General features: G+C 63.4%; 13 protein-coding genes. 4 read left to right on the plus strand and 9 right to left on the minus strand.

The genetic code is table 11. From position 1 onward, the window contains the following. From ACGYLO_RS13620 to ACGYLO_RS13630, 3 genes are all read right to left on the minus strand, one after another. Complete coding sequence (locus ACGYLO_RS13620; RefSeq protein WP_271689628.1) at positions 1–1,107, minus strand: AI-2E family transporter; 1,107 nt, start codon at positions 1,105–1,107, stop codon at positions 1–3. A gap of 72 nt (positions 1,108–1,179) precedes the next feature. Further along, a complete protein-coding gene (locus ACGYLO_RS13625; protein WP_271689629.1) occupies positions 1,180–3,780 on the minus strand; it encodes a chromosome segregation protein SMC in 2,601 nt (866 codons plus the stop codon). After that, positions 3,777–4,907, minus strand: coding sequence for a DNA repair exonuclease (locus ACGYLO_RS13630; RefSeq protein ID WP_271689630.1), 1,131 nt, complete (start codon positions 4,905–4,907; stop codon positions 3,777–3,779). Before ACGYLO_RS13630 ends, ACGYLO_RS13625 begins: the two co-directional genes overlap by 4 nt. 372 nt (positions 4,908–5,279) lie before the next feature. On the opposite strand from ACGYLO_RS13630, the gene ACGYLO_RS13635 reads away from it, so the two are divergent. The 4 genes from ACGYLO_RS13635 (at position 5,280) to istB (ending at position 11,524) form a co-directional block, all read left to right on the plus strand. Continuing rightward, entirely contained in the window at positions 5,280–8,159 is a 2,880-nt protein-coding gene (locus tag ACGYLO_RS13635; RefSeq protein WP_271689631.1) for a response regulator, read from the plus strand. 854 nt (positions 8,160–9,013) lie between these two features. Further along, complete coding sequence (locus ACGYLO_RS13640; protein ID WP_271689632.1) at positions 9,014–9,223, plus strand: hypothetical protein; 210 nt, start codon at positions 9,014–9,016, stop codon at positions 9,221–9,223. Positions 9,224–9,233: 10 nt separating this feature from the next. Beyond that, positions 9,234–10,796 carry an IS21 family transposase gene (gene istA / locus ACGYLO_RS13645; protein ID WP_271689633.1) on the plus strand — a complete coding sequence of 521 codons (1,563 nt, stop codon included), beginning with the start codon at positions 9,234–9,236 and terminating at the stop codon, positions 10,794–10,796. Next, positions 10,793–11,524 (plus strand): IS21-like element helper ATPase IstB, encoded by a 732-nt coding sequence (gene istB / locus ACGYLO_RS13650; RefSeq protein WP_394376860.1) that lies wholly within the window; start codon positions 10,793–10,795, stop codon positions 11,522–11,524. Before istA ends, istB begins: the two co-directional genes overlap by 4 nt. Here the strand turns inward: istB and ACGYLO_RS13655 are convergent. The 6 genes from ACGYLO_RS13655 to ACGYLO_RS13680 all read right to left on the minus strand — a co-directional run bounded on the left by ACGYLO_RS13655 (position 11,485) and on the right by ACGYLO_RS13680 (position 15,780). Continuing rightward, the gene (locus ACGYLO_RS13655) at positions 11,485–12,321 is read right to left on the minus strand and encodes an ATP-binding protein (RefSeq protein ID WP_331619041.1); all 837 of its coding nucleotides are present in this window, start codon (positions 12,319–12,321) and stop codon (positions 11,485–11,487) included. The two genes, istB and ACGYLO_RS13655, sit on opposite strands and share 40 nt — an antisense overlap. A gap of 79 nt (positions 12,322–12,400) precedes the next feature. Next, a complete protein-coding gene (locus tag ACGYLO_RS13660) occupies positions 12,401–12,751 on the minus strand; it encodes a helix-turn-helix transcriptional regulator (RefSeq protein WP_271689635.1) in 351 nt (116 codons plus the stop codon). Continuing rightward, complete coding sequence (locus ACGYLO_RS13665; protein ID WP_271689636.1) at positions 12,748–13,545, minus strand: AraC family transcriptional regulator ligand-binding domain-containing protein; 798 nt, start codon at positions 13,543–13,545, stop codon at positions 12,748–12,750. The genes ACGYLO_RS13660 and ACGYLO_RS13665 overlap by 4 nt, the downstream gene beginning before the upstream one ends. A gap of 215 nt (positions 13,546–13,760) precedes the next feature. Then, positions 13,761–14,225: an HAD family acid phosphatase gene (locus ACGYLO_RS13670; RefSeq protein WP_271689637.1), complete on the minus strand. Its 465-nt coding sequence runs from the start codon at positions 14,223–14,225 to the stop codon at positions 13,761–13,763. After that, positions 14,222–14,767 (minus strand): histidine phosphatase family protein, encoded by a 546-nt coding sequence (locus ACGYLO_RS13675; protein WP_271689638.1) that lies wholly within the window; start codon positions 14,765–14,767, stop codon positions 14,222–14,224. The genes ACGYLO_RS13670 and ACGYLO_RS13675 overlap by 4 nt, the downstream gene beginning before the upstream one ends. Beyond that, positions 14,764–15,780, minus strand: coding sequence for an MBL fold metallo-hydrolase (locus ACGYLO_RS13680; RefSeq protein WP_271689639.1), 1,017 nt, complete (start codon positions 15,778–15,780; stop codon positions 14,764–14,766). The genes ACGYLO_RS13675 and ACGYLO_RS13680 overlap by 4 nt, the downstream gene beginning before the upstream one ends. Between the last annotated feature and the right edge of the window lie 8 nt (positions 15,781–15,788).

The raw sequence follows: 15,788 nt of genomic DNA on the forward strand, positions 1-15,788 counted from the left end.
CTAGCCACCGCGCTTTTCCGCGGCGGGTTCATCCGCCGCGGTTGCCGCCACATCGGGAGCGGATTTGTCCAGAAAATGCCCGATCATGTTGAGTGCGGTCACGTTCTCGCAGATCACCTTGAAAACCACGAGGAAGGGCACCGCCACCAGCGCGCCCGCGATCCCCCAAAGCCAGCCCCAAAAGACCACGGTGAGGAACACGGCCACCGTGTTCAACTCCAACCGCCGCCCGACGAGGTAGGGGGTGATGAACTGCCCCTCGATCCCGGTGAGGATCTGATAGCCAAGCGGGGCAAGGATGGCATAGCCGACACTGTCGAAGGTCGCGATGGCATAGGCCCCCACCAGCACCGCACCGATCACCCCGCCGATATAGGGCAGGAAGTTCAGCAAGAACGCCGCCAAGCCCCAGACGTAAGGCACGGGCAGCCCAAGCGCGAAGAGGTAGAGCCCCACCGAGATGCCCAGGCCTGCGTTGATGATGGTGATGGTCAGCAGGTAGCGCGACACGCGGCGCTCCACGTCATAGACCGCTTTCAAGGCGCGTTTCTTGCCGGTGAAGGTCTGAAAGGACTGCACGAGTTTGAGGTAGAACAGATCGCCCGAGGCCAGCAGAAACAGCGCCAAGACCAAAGCCACCGCCACGGTGCCCCCGATCCGCGCGCCGGTATTCATAGCGTTGTCCAGCAAGCCGGGCTGTTTGACCACCACCTCTTCGGGCCTCCCGCTGCCATTCTCGGTGCCGATCTGTTCGACCTGTTCAGTGGCCGAGCGGACATCCTCGACCGTCTGCGCCCAGCCCTGCAGCTTGCGCCGTATCTCATTGCCCATGGTGGGAATTTCGTCAGACCAAGTCGCCACGGTGCCCGCCGACAGGCCAGCCAGCACAAAGATGATCAGTCCGACACAGCCAATCAGCAGCACGGCACCCAATGGGGCGGAGATGCCGAATTTCTCGAAAGAGCGGATCAGCGGGCTGAGCGTCAGCGCAAGGAGGAAGCCCAGCAGGATCGGCAGCAGCAGGTCCTTGGCAAAATAGGCCGTCACGAAGAGGGCGATCAGAACCAGCACCTCCAGCAGCCGTCTGATCGCGGCGATATCGTTCAATGTCTTCCCCCCAGATGCCCTGCGCATACGTCAGGAGGCTAACGCCGAACGGGGGGAAAAGTTCATTCGGCGCTAGGGGGGCACCGCTTGCAGACGCAAAGCCTGCCCGCCAAGGGCGCGAAAGGCGCGTTGGCGGCAGGTCAGGACGATGATTTGCATATCCCCTGCCTGCCGGTGCAGCGCGTCGAACATCCGCTCGATCCGGTCGTCATCGGTAAAGACCAGCGCGTCGTCCAAGATTACCGGCGCGATACGCCCCGCCCGGGCGAGCATCCGCGCGAAGGCCAGCCGCACCAGCAGGGCCACCTGTTCCTGCGTGCCGCCCGAAAGCACCTCGATCGGCTCTTCCCGGCCCTCGCGGATCAGCGCATGGGGCAGGAGCGATTCCTCGCCCCATGTCAGTTCCGCATCGGGCCAAAGCAGTTGCAGCAGCGGTTTCAGTTCCTTGACGATGGGGGTGAAATAGCGCTCTCGCGCCTCGTTCCTTGCATCCTGCAAAGCCTCTTGCAGCCGGGTCAGCACCGCGACCTCATGGGCGATCCGGGCAAGGGCCGCTTCGGCGGCTTGCAATTGGTCTTCGGTCTCGGCCAGCCGTTCCTCCATCGCGTCGCCAGAGGCGCGGGTGATGCGTTCGCTCAGCCGGGCGAGCAGGGGGTGCAGGCGGGCGATCTCTTCTCGGGCCTGCGCCTCGACCGATTCCGCGCGGGTGAGCGCGGCTTGAAGGCTGGCCGCATCCGGCGCGTCTTTGGCCTTCTCTGCATGGGCGAGGCGGGCGGCCTCCAGCGCGGCAGCGGTGGTGACGGTTTGGGCGGCGAGGTCTTTTTCTGTGACATTGCCCAGCTTGGCCTGCTGTGCCTCGGCGCGCTGCAGCCGGTCGCTGAGCGAGGCAAGCTGCGCCTCTTTGCCCGCGGCATCGGCCTTGGCATCGGCTAGCGCCTCGGCGGCGGTCTCACGCGCGATGCGGCAGCGCTCATGTACGGTCTGCGCGGTTTGCAGCGCGTCTTCGGCCTGCGCGAGATCCGGCGCGCCCGAGACCTCTTCCGGCGCAGGAATGGCGGCGAGGGCTTGGTGCAGCGCGTCGATCCCATCGGGGGCGAGGCTGGCCAGCACAGCTTTCGCCTCTCCCTGCCGCGCGGCGGCCTCGGCACGGGCAGCCCCGGCGGTGCGGGCCTGCGGCAGATCGGCCGCGCCGATCTCGTCAAGGGCGGTTTGCAACCGGGTCACGGCGGCGTCGACCGAGCCGTCCTCACCGCCGCCCGCGCCCGGCTCGATCTCCAGATCGCCGATCCCGTCGATCCGCAGGGTGGTGCGGCGTGGCAGGGGCAGGGGGGCGCCATCGGCCAAGGGGCCGTCATCGCCGTGGATGGCGCCCGATTGATTGGGGGCGTAGCGGACTGTCACCTGCGGGGCCGCGGCATCGCGGGCGGCGCGGCTGGCAGAGAGTTCGGCGGATAGCCTTTCCAACCGTTGCAGCGCCGCGGCGTCTGGGCCGGATTCGGCGGCGGCAGCTGCGCTCTCCATCCGTCGGCGGGCGTCTTCGGCCTCTTTGATACGTTCTTCGAGCGCTTGGCGTCGGTCAGCACCATCGCTGGCCGCACGGGCGCGGAGGGCGTAGCGGTGGTCATCCTCGGCGGTCTTGAGCGCCGTTCGGGCCTCCGAGGCGGCGGCCTCTGCGGCCTCCAACGTGGCGCGGCGGTCTGACAGGGCGGCGCGGGCCGCTTCCGCCGCTTCGCGTGCTGCGGCCTCGGCGCGGCCGGCGGCCTTTTGCTCGGCCTCTCCCGCGCGGTAGCTGTCGAGACGCGAAGTGGCGCTTTCGGCGTTGAGACGGGCCAGTTCCACGGCCCGGCTCAGCGCTTCCATCTCTTCCGCGTGGCGGGTCGCGGCGGCATGGGCGGCGCGGGCGGCTTCCAGTTTCTCGCGCCGTTCGGCGACGACCTCGGGCGCTTCAAGCTCGGCCAAGGCGCGCCGCGCGCGCTGGCGTTCGGCCAAAGCGTCTTGCAACGCGCGTGCGGTCGCGGCCAATTGATCGCGGGTGGCCATCAGCGCCTCGACCTGATCCTGCGCCTCTTTCCACGGCCCGCCGGTGCGGGGGCGTCCGGTGCTGGTGGCGTATTGGGCAAGCTCCTCGCGGCATTGCGCCAGCGCCTTGTCCATGCGCCGCCCGCCGGTCATCGCCTCCACCTCGGCCCCGACCGAGGTCATCAGATCGCGCCGCGCCTCCAGCGCCAGTTTCTCTTCCTTGGTCGAGCCGCCGGTCAGCGCGGTCATCCCCTGCCGCACCCAGATCAGGCCCGAGGGGCCGCCCGCATCGCCGCCCAAAAGCTGCGCGATCCATGCTTCGGCCTCATCCGCCTGCGCGATCAGCTTGCCCTCGCGGTGCACGGTGGCGAGGGGCTTTTGAAACCAGCGTTTGTGCAAGGCAAAACTGCCCGCCTCGGTCTCGACCTCGATGGTGACCTCGGGCGCGCCGCCCGCATGGGGGCGCAGGGCCGATACCTCTTTGTCGCGCGAACCGAAGGGTTTGAAGAACAGCGCTTGTATCGCATCGAAGAGGGTGGATTTGCCGTGTTCATTCGGCTCGCTCAGCACGTTGATCCCATCGCCGATCCCGGTGACCTGCGCGGGGTCGGTGAAACGGCGGACGTTGTTGAGGGTGATGGCGCGGATTTTCATGTTTTCGCCCCCTGCACATAGGCATGAAGCCGGGCGAGCGCATCGGCGGCCACGTCACGGTCGGATTGAGGAAGGGTCTCGGACTGCGCCTCGCTCACCAAGGTTTCCGCCGCCATACGCAGCGCGCCGCCGCGGTCGATCTCATCAAGGTCCGCGGCCTCATACTGCGTGCCCAGCCCCTCAGTCAGCAATTCGAAATGGGCTAAATCGGGCGCGCAGGCTTGGGCCGCGTGGGCAAGGGCTGCGCGATCGGGAAGGCTTGCCCAGCCCCCCGCCTTGACGCGCAAGAGGTGGTCCCTGCGCCCTGCCTCGGGCAAGAGCGCCTGCAAGGCCGCCGCGACATCTTGCCGGGGATGCAGCGTGACCTCGGCCTCAGACCACAGGAAACTGCCGATCTCGGCCTCTTCGACCTTGGGCCGCGCGCCGGAGCCTGCGAGCTCGACCGCAAGGCAGACGCCACGGCGCCCGTGTTTGAACCGGTCCTGCTCGGGCGTGCCGCAGTAGTGCACCCGGTCAGAGACGGCCATCCGCCCGTGCCAATCGCCAAGGGCGAGGTAGTCGAGCCGCGCGCGCTGGTCCCGGTCCGGCGCGATGGCCTCTCCGCTGTCAGTAAAATCGGTCACCCCGCCATGGGCAAGGCCGATGCGCATATGGCCTTCGGGGCTGTGCATGCGGTCCAGCGGGGCGCTTGGGTCACTGGCGCCCGCGCGAAAGGCGATGGGGCAGGGCAGGAGGCTGACACCCTCGGCCATTTCGATCGGGGCGGCTTCGGTGAGGGCGCGCAGATTGGGCGGCGCATCGCGGGCGATGACCTCCCACAGGGGTTCGGCATCGCGCAGGTTGTCGTGGTTGCCGGGCAGGAGCCACCACGTCACCTCCACCGCCTCGCCCATGGCGGTGAGCGCCTGCCGCAGCACGCTGGCCGAGGGCGTCGCGGTGTCGAATGTATCGCCCGCCAAGAGCACATGCGCCGCCCCGTGTTCCCGCGCGGCCTGAGCCAGTTTGGCAATGGCGCCATGCCGCGCTTCCATCAGACGCCCCCGGATATTGCCGTCAGGCGCTTGCGGAATATTCGCGAATTTGCGCCCGATATGCAGGTCGGACGCGTGGATGAAGCGGAATGTCATGCGGGGGTCCTGAATGGCTTTGGCAAAGGGCGGGGGTTCAATAGGCAGAGGGCAATGGTCGATCGGCTGCGCGGCCAGCCGGGGCGGCCCATCGCTGCCACCCCATTCATCGCAAACTCAGCGCGGAGTGCAAGGCCATGCAAAATATGCGTGAATTTCTGGCCCCCGGCAGATTGCGCGCTAACTATGCCCGAAACGCGTTTAAAACGCAGCGGCGCCATTGCCCAAACCCGACAGTTCCGAGATAGGATAACATGTAGACCCGCATTCTAAATCCGCCCCCGCGTGGCGGGCACCGCTTGTCAGCTGCGGGCGTCCTCGCGCCCTTCGGCCTGTCGATCAGCACTTTCCATTGGATAGAAGACCCCCAAGATGAACCACCACTTTGAAAGAATCCTCCAAGCTGCGCCGTCGCCTTTTGTATTGTTGGACAGTGAGCTTCGGGTGGTCTGGGCCAATGACGCCTATCTGCAGGTCACGGACCGCCAGTTGGAACGGCTTATCGGGAAAGTCCTGTTCGAAGAGTTCCCCTCGGACCCCGAAAGCGAGTCGGGGCGGATGTTGCGGGCGTCTTTCGAGCGGGTGTTTCGCGACGGCACCACCGATCACCTGCCGGTCATTCCTTATCCGATCGACACGGCCGACGGCACGACCGAAGACCGCTATTGGAGTGCGACCCATACGCCGATCTTGAGCCCGGAGGGGGAGGTCGAGTTCCTTCTGCAGCACACGCAGGACATCACCGAGATATACGCCGCCGAAACGCCAGATGACGCGCGCCCAAACCCGGCTCAAGCCGCCGTGCTGCGCCGCGCCCATCAGGTGACCCAGCAGAACCTTGAGCTTGATACCGGGATCAATCTTTTCAAGATGATCTTCGAACAGGCACCGAACTTCATGGTCACCCTCATGGGGCCGAACCACGTCTTCCGCACGGTCAACGCCGCCTATATGCAACTGGTGGGCCAAAGGGATCTCATCGGCAAACCCGTCCGCGAGGCGCTGCCCGAGATCGCGGGCCAAGGCTTCTTCGAAATGCTCGACGAGGTTTACCGGACCGGAGAGGCCGTCAGCCAACATGGGGCCGAGGCATGGGTGCGCCGCAGCGCCGAGGGTCCGGCGGAACGTGTCGTGGTGGATTTCGTGTTCCAACCGCTCGACAACGTCCATGGCGAGACCATCGGCATCATGATCCAAGGCAATGACGTGACCGCCCATAAGCTTGCCGAAACCCGGCTGCGCGAGGCCGAGGAACGGTTCCGCACCATGGCCCATACCATGCCGGTTCATGTCTGGACCGCCACCGCCGATGGGCGTCTCGATTGGATCAGCGATCAGGTCTACGCCTTTTCGGGCGCGGAACCGGGCAGTCTGGTGGGCGACGCTTGGCCGACGATCATTCACCCCGATGACCGCGCGGAGGCGATCGCGACTTGGGCCCATGCGGTGGAGACCGGTACGGTCTATGCGACCGAGTTTCGTCTGCGGCGGGCCGATGGGGCCTATTGCTGGCATCTGGTGCGCGGCGCACCAATCCGGGACGACCAAGGCGCTTTGATGCGGTGGGTCGGCACGAATTCCGACATTCACGAACAAAAAGAACTGTCGCGCCAGTTGGCCGATCTGAACACGACGTTGGAAGAGCGTGTCGAGAAACGCAACCGCGAGCTGGAAGAGTTGCATGACCGATTGGCGCAGAGCCAGCGGGTCGAGGCGGTGGGCAATCTTGCCGGGGGCATCGCCCATGACTTCAACAATTTGTTGCAGGTGATGACCGGCAGTCTGACCATGGCCGCGCGCGAGATCGCCCCAGATTCGCCTGCGCGGGTGCGGATCGATGCGGCGATGCGCGCGGTGGAGCGCGGTGCCTCGCTCTCTTCGCAACTGCTCGCCTTCAGCCGCCGCCAACCGTTGCAGCCCCGCTCGATCGACCTGCGCGATCTGCTGCGGGATATCGACGACATCATGCGCAGCGCCTTGGGCGAGGGGATGGAGGTCCAGATCGACACGCCCGAGGCCCTCTGGCCCGCCTATGCCGATGCCGCCAGCACCCAGAACGCGGTGCTGAACCTTGTGATCAATTCGCGCGACGCGATGGAGGGGCGCGGCAAGCTGAGGATCGCTGTCGAAAACCGGCACGTCGGCCCCGAGGAACTTTTTGGTGAGCCTGACATGGTGGCGGGCGACTACGTCGAGGTCAAAATCAGCGACCACGGGCCCGGCATCCCTGCCGAGACGCTGGCCAAGGTCTTTGACCCTTTCTTTACCACCAAACCCGTGGGCAAGGGCACTGGGCTGGGCCTATCCACCGTCTATGGCTTCGCGCGGCAATCGGGCGGTCGAGTGACCATCGCCAGCCGTCCCGGCGCGGGCACGACGGTGACGTTGCTGTTGCCACGGGCCGAGACGGCGGCGGAGCCTTTGCAGTGGCATGACCCATCGGAGATCGCAGGCGGGAGTGAGACCGTGCTGCTCGTCGAAGACGACGCCGAGGTGCGCGACGCCACCGCCGCCTTGCTGACAGACTTGGGCTATAGCGTGCGCACCGCAGAAAACCCCACCGCGGCGCTCAAATCAGCGCGGCAAGCGCCGGACTTCGACCTTGTTATATCGGATGTCGTCATGCCCGGCAAGTTCAGCAGCCGCGAGATGGCTGAAACCCTTCAGGCCGAGCGGCCCGATCTGCCGATCCTCTTTATCTCCGGCTATTCGCGCGATGCGATCGTACGCGATGGCCGGGTCGACGCCGGGGTGCAGTTCCTTGCCAAACCCTTCACCAAAGACGCTTTGGCGATCAAGGTGCGCGATGCGCTGTCTTCGGCCCCGGTCACCTCGACCAAGACCGAGACCCCGGCGCAGGAGCTGCCCGACCGGCCCCGTCATGTGCTGCTGTGCGAAGACGACGCGCTCATCCGGCTCGATCTGGCGGATATCCTCAGCGGGCTTGGCACCGAAGTCACGGAAACCGCGTCGGGGCAGGAAACCTTGGACAGGCTGCAAGCTGGCGCGTACGACGTGTTGCTGATCGACGTGGGCCTGCCAGATATCTCAGGCGAAGAGGTGGCGACCCGGGTCCGGGCAACGCATCCCGATATGCCGATCATCTTTGCCACCGGCCAAGCGGAAGTGCCCGCTGCCGAGGCTCTGGGCCGCTGCGCCGTTGTGCAGAAACCTTTCGGTGACCGCGACCTCGAACGGGTTTTCACGCGTTTGGGCATTCTGGCACAGACGGAAACGGCGACGGCGGTGTGACGCGGCCAGCCGCCCTTCGCGATATCCCGCGCGGGGGCGGCAGCGGCATAAGAACAGCTTGCGCCACCCCCCGCAAAGCCATGCAGAAGGCCGTGACCCAAAGACGGCGCCCGCCGCATGCGCGACCAAAAACTCACCCACGCCGAGGTTTACCGCGCCGCGCGCCTGAGCGTGGCACCCATGATGGATCGGTAGTACATTCTTTTTCTCGTTTTGCTTCAGTAGCTTACAGGCCATTTCCGAGGTTTTTAGCGCTTTAGTAGCAGAGTTGGGCGCTCAAAGGTTTGAGCTTAGTTTCCAAAATTGATCGCCGCACCGGATGGGGCTCGATGCCGTCGAGGGCAATGGCTGGGGGAGGCTCGTCTGAGGCTTAGAGCAGGAACTCGGCCGGGAAATCGCGATGCGCGCAACATTTTTCTGCGCCGGCGCGGCCTGTGCGGTTTTGCTCACCTACGCATCGGCGATACTCTGGTTGGAATAGTTGAGTGGAACCGTTCTGCCGTTCGCTGCAGGCGCTCTGTTTTCTCTGCGGATGTGAGAACTTGGGGATAGAGGGCAGAAATCCGTCATTCGCTGCGCGCTGCGTTAACGCCGGCTCACAGGACTGAGCGGACTTTCATTACTTCTGCAGCGAAACGTTTGATCAAACTCTTTCTACCATTCGATTGACGCATGATCGTGTCGACGATATCTGCCGTCATATGGAAAACACTACGACCATCGCAATGATTTGGTGGCTGGCCTCCTGATAGGGTGGCCGGATCACTAAACCTATTCCGAGGCCGCCGCACGGGCGGCCTTTTGTTTTCCAAGCTTCCCGACGCGCTGCCTCTCAATTCATGAGAACACGCAAAATGAACAGACCAACCATCCTGACAGGCGATCGCACGACGGGGCCACTTCACATCGGGCACTATGCAGGCTCACTTTCAAACCGGCTGCGCTACCAGGACAGCGATGAACAATTCCTTCTGCTGGCGGATTCCCAGGCCCTGACAGACAACGCGCATGATCCAGAGAATGTGAATTGGCATGCGAAATTGACCCACTTAGGTGGGTTATGAGCGAGTAAAATTGACCCACCTGTTTTCGTTAACATCCGCACAGGAAGTGCGGAGGAAAGAGCAGGTGTTATTGATGGAAAGTGTATCGAAGATCCGTCTGTGGGTGCTGGTTGAAGGGCGCAGCATCCGGTCTGTTGCGCGGGCGACGGGATTATCGCGCAACACGATCAAGAAGTATCTGAAGGATGAGAGCCCGCCGAGCTACCAGCGCCAGGTCCCGCCGGTTCGCCACAAACTGTGCAACGGGTTTGATCTTCGGCTTCAAGATCTGTTCGATCAGGATCAGAAGCGGCCGCGCTGGGAGCGGCGGACGGCTGTGCGGCTTTATGAGCAGCTTGTGTCGGAAGGGTATACCGGTTCCTATTCGCCGGTTCAGCGATTTGTCCGCGATCTGAAGCGGGCCGGTGCCAGTTCGGGCGAGGCTTTTATCCCGCTGCATTTTGCGGCAGGTGACGCGCTGCAATTTGACTGGAGCGAGGAACGGGTTGTCCTGGGCGGTGTCGAGCAGAAGGTGAAGGTTGCCCACTTCCGGCTTTGCCACAGCCGCAAGCCCTTTGTCGCCGCCTATCCCGGCGAGAGCCAGGAAATGGTGCTGGATGCCTTTGTGCGGGCGCTGTCCTTTTACAGCGGGGTTCCGCGTCGGGTGATCATCGACAATCCCAAAACGATGGTGACCTATGTCTCACGCTCGAAGGACCGAGTGTTCCATCCGCGGTTCCTAGCGTTGATGAACCACTATGTCATGGAGCCGGTGGCCTGCACCCCCGCGTCGGGTTGGGAGAAGGGTCAGGTCGAGAACCAGGTCCAGTTTTTACGAGGCCGTTTGTTTGTTCCCATGCCAGCCTTTAATGATCTGGATGCGCTGAACAATTGGTTGCGGCTACGCTGTGAGGAATTGGCAAACCGGCTCCATCCCGAGCAATCGGATCGCACGATTGCACAGTTGTTCGAAGACGAACGCGCCGATCTGCGCCCCCTGGGGCGGGCATTTGACGGATACGTGGAAAAGACCGTTCGGGTTCGCTCCACCTGCCTAGTTCAATATGCCAGCAATCGCTACAGCGTGCCGTCCCGATTCGCGGGGCAACATGTGTCGCTGCGCGCCTATGCAGGCCGGATCGTGCTGGTGTCGGGCCAGGATGTCATCGCCGAGCACAAGCGTCGTTTCACCCGCAACGTCAGCTACTTTGAGCCGTGGCATTACGTGCCGCTGCTGGATCGCAAGCCAGGTGCCTTGCGCAACGGGGCACCCTTCGTGGACTGGCAACTGCCCGATGCCATGCATCGGATCAGGGAGCGCTACATGGTCGGCAAAGGTGGGGATCGGGAGTTTGTCGATCTGCTTCTTCTGGCCCAGGATCACGGGATCGAGGTGGTTGAGACGGCTTGCGAATTGGCAGTGGAACAAAGCACGCTGCGCCCGCCCGCCATCATCAATCTGATCAACCAGTTGGTGGAGCCGGTCATCACGCCGCTCAGCGACGCCTATACCTATCCGCAGCTGACCCTTCGGCCCGAGGCCGATTGCAAGCGCTATGAGACGCTGTGTGCAGCCGGGGCGGTCGCGGCATGAATGCCCTCATCGACCAACCCACCGCCCTGAGGCTGCACGGAATGGCAGCTTGCGCCCATGATTTGCTGTCCGCGCGCAAGCCACCAAGTCTGACCACAGCGATAAAGCAACTGATCGACGCGGAGACTGTAGAGCGGCGGGTGCGCTCCATCCAGTATCAAATGCGCATCGCGAAGTTCCCCCATCACAAGGACTTCGCCACCTTCGATTACGGTGCGGCCGCCGTCACTCAGACCCAGATCGAACCGTTCTGCTCGGGCCAGTTCACCGAAGAGGCACACAACCTCATCCTGGTGGGCGGAACCGGGACGGGAAAAACCCATATCGCCATCGCGCTTGGAACCGCCTTGATCAACAATGGCAAGAAGGCTCGCTTCTTAAACGCGGTCGATCTGATCAATGCCCTGATCAAGGAGCAGGCCGATGGCAATGCCGGGAAGGTCATCCGGCAACTGTCGGCCCTGGATTGCGTTATCATCGACGAGTTGGGCTATATCCCGTTCCCGAAATCCGGCGGCGCACTGCTGTTCCACCTGATCAGCAAGCTCTACGAAAAAACCAGCGTCATCATCACCACCAACCTGGAGTTCGGGGAATGGGTCGCTGTCTTCGGCGATGCCAAAATGACAACCGCGCTGTTGGATCGCGTCACGCACCACTGCGCCATCATCGAGACCGGTAATAGATCCTACCGCTTCGCACAGAGCAAAAGTCGCACAGAAAAATAAACATGCCGCAAGCAAAGCCCCCAGACGGACTCGCTATATGAGGGCGGCCCGCCTGGGGGCTTGCCATCCGATAGGCGGGTCAAAATCAAACGCTGAACCAGGGTCAGTTTTGAACGCTCATTGACCATCCTGCCGCCGCTTGGCGATATTATTGGTGCCGTCTTCGGTCTTGGCGCCATCGCCTGGTTCGTGGCCGTCAGCGTAGCGCTCCTGCGGGTCCGCCGGGAAACGCTCGGCAAGCGGGTCGCCGCCTGACCCTTGGGGCACTGGCCCCGGACGCTTACCGGGCCGGGGCCGGATGGACCTCGATTACGAAAATGGACCTCGATCACGAAACCCTCTTCCGGCGCTGGTGGGACGAAATGGCGCGAGACCTGCCGGAACTGGTCCTCGGTCACAGCGAAGGGATGCAGGCCCTCCTTGTTCCGCGCACTGAGCCGCTCGAGGCAGACCTCTTCCGGCACATCGAGCAGGTGAAGCACATGCGCGGCATTCGTCCCCATGAAGAGGCCGCGCAGCCAGCCTCGCGCCTCGACGGTGTTCGCCTGGAAGTCGAGGACCACTGAGACACCCACTGTCAGCAGGTCCGTGACATGCGGCCCGACGACCGCGCGAACCTGGCCGGCCCTGCGAATGTAGTTGCGCATCGACGTTAACTCCGCACCGTAGAGCGCCTGGAGCCAGTCGTCTTCGCGGATCACCACCGTCCTTGGACCGTGACCAAGCTCAGTCGCCAGCGTGGACTTGCCTGAGGCGATCCAGCCGCAGAGCAGGCGCAGGGTCGGTTGATCGGCCATATTGTCTTCCACTTCTCGTCATACGGGCTGGGCCTGGGGCAGCGCCGTCAGCCCGAAGAGCAGCAGCGCCAAGAGCGGCTCAGGGTAGAAGGCGATCCTTGCGGTAGCTCGCCGGCGTCGTCCCCATCCAGCGCTTGAAGGCGCGGGTGAAGGCGCTCTGCTCGGAAAAGCCCGTCAGAAAGGCGATCTCTGCCAGCGAATGGCGCTCGTCCCGTAGGAGCCCTTCGGCTAGATCGCGCCGCGTCTCGTCGGTCAGGGCGTGGTAGCTCATCCCGTGCTCGGAGAGGCGGCGCTGGAAGGAGCGCGCGGAAAAGCCAAGACCCCGCGCGATCTCGGCCATCTTCGGTGTGCCCTCGCTCAGCGCCTGGGCGATGGCATCCTTCGAGCGGCTCACCAGATCGGGCGCGTTCGAAATCCGGGATAGCTTCACATCGAGATGCGAAATGAGATAGCGAGAGATCCCCTCGTCACCGAGGACGTTCGACCGATCCAGCGTTTCGTTTGCGTAGAGGATCGCGTCGAGATCCGCGCCGAACCGGACCGGGCAGCCGAACCAATTCTCGTGCGCGGCGACGGATTGCGGGCGGCATGTCGCACCAGCACTATCTCGGGCAAGACCGGCTCCGGGCTGACCTGCCGGGCGATCGACACGGCGCTCGCAAGCGTTGCTTCGTTCGACAGCCGCATCCCAAGGCGTCTGTCGCCCGCCCGGTGCAGGATGAAGAGCGTGCCGCCCTTCGCCTGGCGCAGTTCATACTCGACCATGCTGGTCCAGAGCCGGGCATAGCGCTCGATCCGCGCGTAGGATGCGCCGAGCGTTGTCGCCGCCTTGAAGGCGGGCCACAGCGCGCCGTATTCGTCGAGCCGCATGGACGCGCTGGCGCGCATGGGCAGATCGGTGACATCGATCTGCGCGGCCATGCGCTCAAGCATGTTGTAGTAGCGTTCGGCCGGGATCATCTGCCCGGTGTCCCAAGCGCTCTCCGGGTCGATCCCGACCGAGGACAGCATCTCACTGGCGTCGATGCCATCGCCTGCCGCGGCGACAATCTTGCGAGCAAAGAGTGACGTCACATATCCCATGCGCGGCAGTCTACGGCGCGGGTCGGGATCGGCCAAGCTCGACGCTATGCGGATGTCCGATGGGCTCGTTCGATCACGCCCGCCCCCGACCATCAGAAAGTGCTGCACCATAGACGAATGGCCGGTCTGGTGAAGCTGCAACACATCGCTTGACTACATCGGCAAGGGCCGGATTGGGCCGTAAAGCGCCAATGCACCTGATGGTCAGACAGCAATCGTTCGTTGCGTCAAGCAAGAGCATTAGCATAGCGACAGGTCATTCAGCAGGTCTCGCTCTAGTGTCGACCAAATTGCAAGAACCTACTCGAAGTCCGTTGAAAACGAAGGCCAATTGAGTAGCGTCTTTTGACCTAACTCTAAAAGTCCCCCGGAGCGCATTGCAGACATATCAATCCTTCAGCGCGCCATGCCTCGACCACAGAGCTACGATCATCGATCACCAACCAAGGCTTGAAGCCATCCGCCTGCATTTCTTTCAATGCGCGTCGTTTCACTTCGGGATCGGTGGCTTCATCCTGATCTTCGGCGCGCAGGTATATCCCGTCGAAAGGCAGATCGTGTTTGCGCAGCCATGCAATCGTATGTTCAGCCCAGCCCTTTGGCCGTCCGGAGCAAATTAGAATGGTTTCACCGCTTTCTTTTAACCGTCGCATCAACTTTGCGACCGGGCCAATCAGTGCGGCATCTGCCATTGCGAGGTGGAAGTCACCCCAGTGCTTTTCCACGCCATGCACAAGATGGCCCAGACGCTCTGCGTCGAACTCAGCAAGGGTGCCGTCGACATCGAAAACCACACATGGGGTCGCTGCGGTTTGGGTCATAGGGTTTGCTCCAGTAGTTTATTCTCGGCGATTTCGAATAAGAGGGGTGTCGCATTGGGCGGACGTTGGCCAACATCACCCGTCGTCCAGAGCACGCGTGCGGCGCGAATGACACCGGAGTGACATACAAGGACCGGCAAGGCCGTCGGAGACGCTGCGCAAATCCCCCTTATCGCGATCTGTACCCGCTTGAGCATATCGTGCCAGCTTTCGCCTCGGTCCGGAGTGGCTTCCCTGAGGGGCTGATCGCTCAGCGGTCGCCCTTCGAAGACGCCCCAGTCTCGCTCACGCAACCCGTCGTGCAACTCAATTCGCTGACCCGGAAAGGCGAGCCGCGCCGTATCCTGCGCCCGTGACATCGGACTGGCGTAGATCGCAATCGGTTCTGGCCATATTCTTTGTGATAGCAAGCAGGCCTGATCGCGGCCCGCCTCGGTCAGCGGCACATCGGTTACCCCGGCGATGATCTCGTCTGCATTGGCGGTCGTCTCGCCGTGGCGGATCAGGCAAAAGCTGCGCGATGGCAAAGCTGCGGCGGTCATAGGCGCACCCGATCGTGAAAGAATACCTCGGCGTCGAGCCCTTCGACGAGGTAATCTTCGGGCTGGGTGCAAAACGCGGGCGCAAAGCGTTTTGCACCCAGGCGTTCCAGCATCTTGCGCTGATCGCGCAGCGGTGGGTGGACGTTCCAACGCTGAAAATATCCGCCCGGGACGCTGCAGATGCCCCGTGCGTGTGCCGTCATATGGCCTGTGAACACGACATGCGCGTCACGCCCCAGACGCCCGCTTTCATGCCAAGCCCGCACATAGCCCCAAGCGGCACCGCCGTCGGCGTTGGGTGTGTCGCAGATCAAGAACCGCGCCTGCTCCATCGGGCCGCGGTCCAACAGCGGGGCGATGAGGCGGGCCTCGGCACTGACGCCACCGCTGCTGAGTGCAGCGCGCAGCGTATCTTGGCATTCAGGGTCCAACATCACGCTTTCGCAGCCGTAGCGCCGCACAAGATGCAGCGCCATCTCGCCCGCGCGGCCAGAGGGGGGGACGGGCAAAAGCACTTGACCGTCGACCCTGTCGAGTAAGGCATTCAGCGCGTCGAACCGATCCGACTGTGGCACATCATCAAGGTGATAAGAGCAGTCCAAAATCGCGGTCGCCGCAGGGGGTGGCGCATCAAAAGTGAACCAGTCGGATTCCTCCGACCAGTCGCCAGAATAGAACAGCCCTTCGCCCAGATCGAAGTGGAACCAGACGCCGCCCATCGCATGGCCATTGCGCCCGGTGGTGAGGGTCACGCCGTTGATCGCCGTCTGACCCTGTTCGGGCAGCAGATGCACATTGGCCGCGGGCGGCAGGGCTTTGGCCGTTTGCGCCGTGGCATAGATGGGCAGACCCGCTTCAACCGCATGCGACGCGCCGCCGATATGGTCGATGTGATCATGGGTGATGAACACCGCCTCGGCCCCTTCAAGCCACGCGGGATCGAAATGCGCGTTGGCCTCAGGGCCGAAACCGCAATCAAGCAGCCATATCCGATTATCCACGGTCAATTGCATGCACGCGG

Origin of the sequence: Sulfitobacter sp. 1A13353, assembly GCF_043557255.1 — a bacterium.
GTDB lineage: Bacteria > Pseudomonadota > Alphaproteobacteria > Rhodobacterales > Rhodobacteraceae > Sulfitobacter > Sulfitobacter faviae.

Excerpts from the sequence above, each read along its gene's own strand:
- ACGYLO_RS13625 (WP_271689629.1), bottom strand. The coding sequence starts at position 3,780 with ATGAAAATCCGCGCCATCACCCTCAACAACGTCCGCCGTTTCACCGAC.
- ACGYLO_RS13630 (WP_271689630.1), bottom strand. The coding sequence starts at position 4,907 with ATGACATTCCGCTTCATCCACGCGTCCGACCTGCATATCGGGCGCAAA.
- ACGYLO_RS13635 (WP_271689631.1), top strand. The coding sequence starts at position 5,280 with ATGAACCACCACTTTGAAAGAATCCTCCAAGCTGCGCCGTCGCCTTTT.
- ACGYLO_RS13640 (WP_271689632.1), top strand. The coding sequence starts at position 9,014 with ATGAACAGACCAACCATCCTGACAGGCGATCGCACGACGGGGCCACTT.
- istB (WP_394376860.1), top strand. The coding sequence starts at position 10,793 with ATGAATGCCCTCATCGACCAACCCACCGCCCTGAGGCTGCACGGAATG.
- ACGYLO_RS13655 (WP_331619041.1), bottom strand. The coding sequence starts at position 12,321 with ATGGCCGATCAACCGACCCTGCGCCTGCTCTGCGGCTGGATCGCCTCA.
- ACGYLO_RS13670 (WP_271689637.1), bottom strand. The coding sequence starts at position 14,225 with ATGACCCAAACCGCAGCGACCCCATGTGTGGTTTTCGATGTCGACGGC.
- ACGYLO_RS13675 (WP_271689638.1), bottom strand. The coding sequence starts at position 14,767 with ATGACCGCCGCAGCTTTGCCATCGCGCAGCTTTTGCCTGATCCGCCAC.
- ACGYLO_RS13680 (WP_271689639.1), bottom strand. The coding sequence starts at position 15,780 with ATGCAATTGACCGTGGATAATCGGATATGGCTGCTTGATTGCGGTTTC.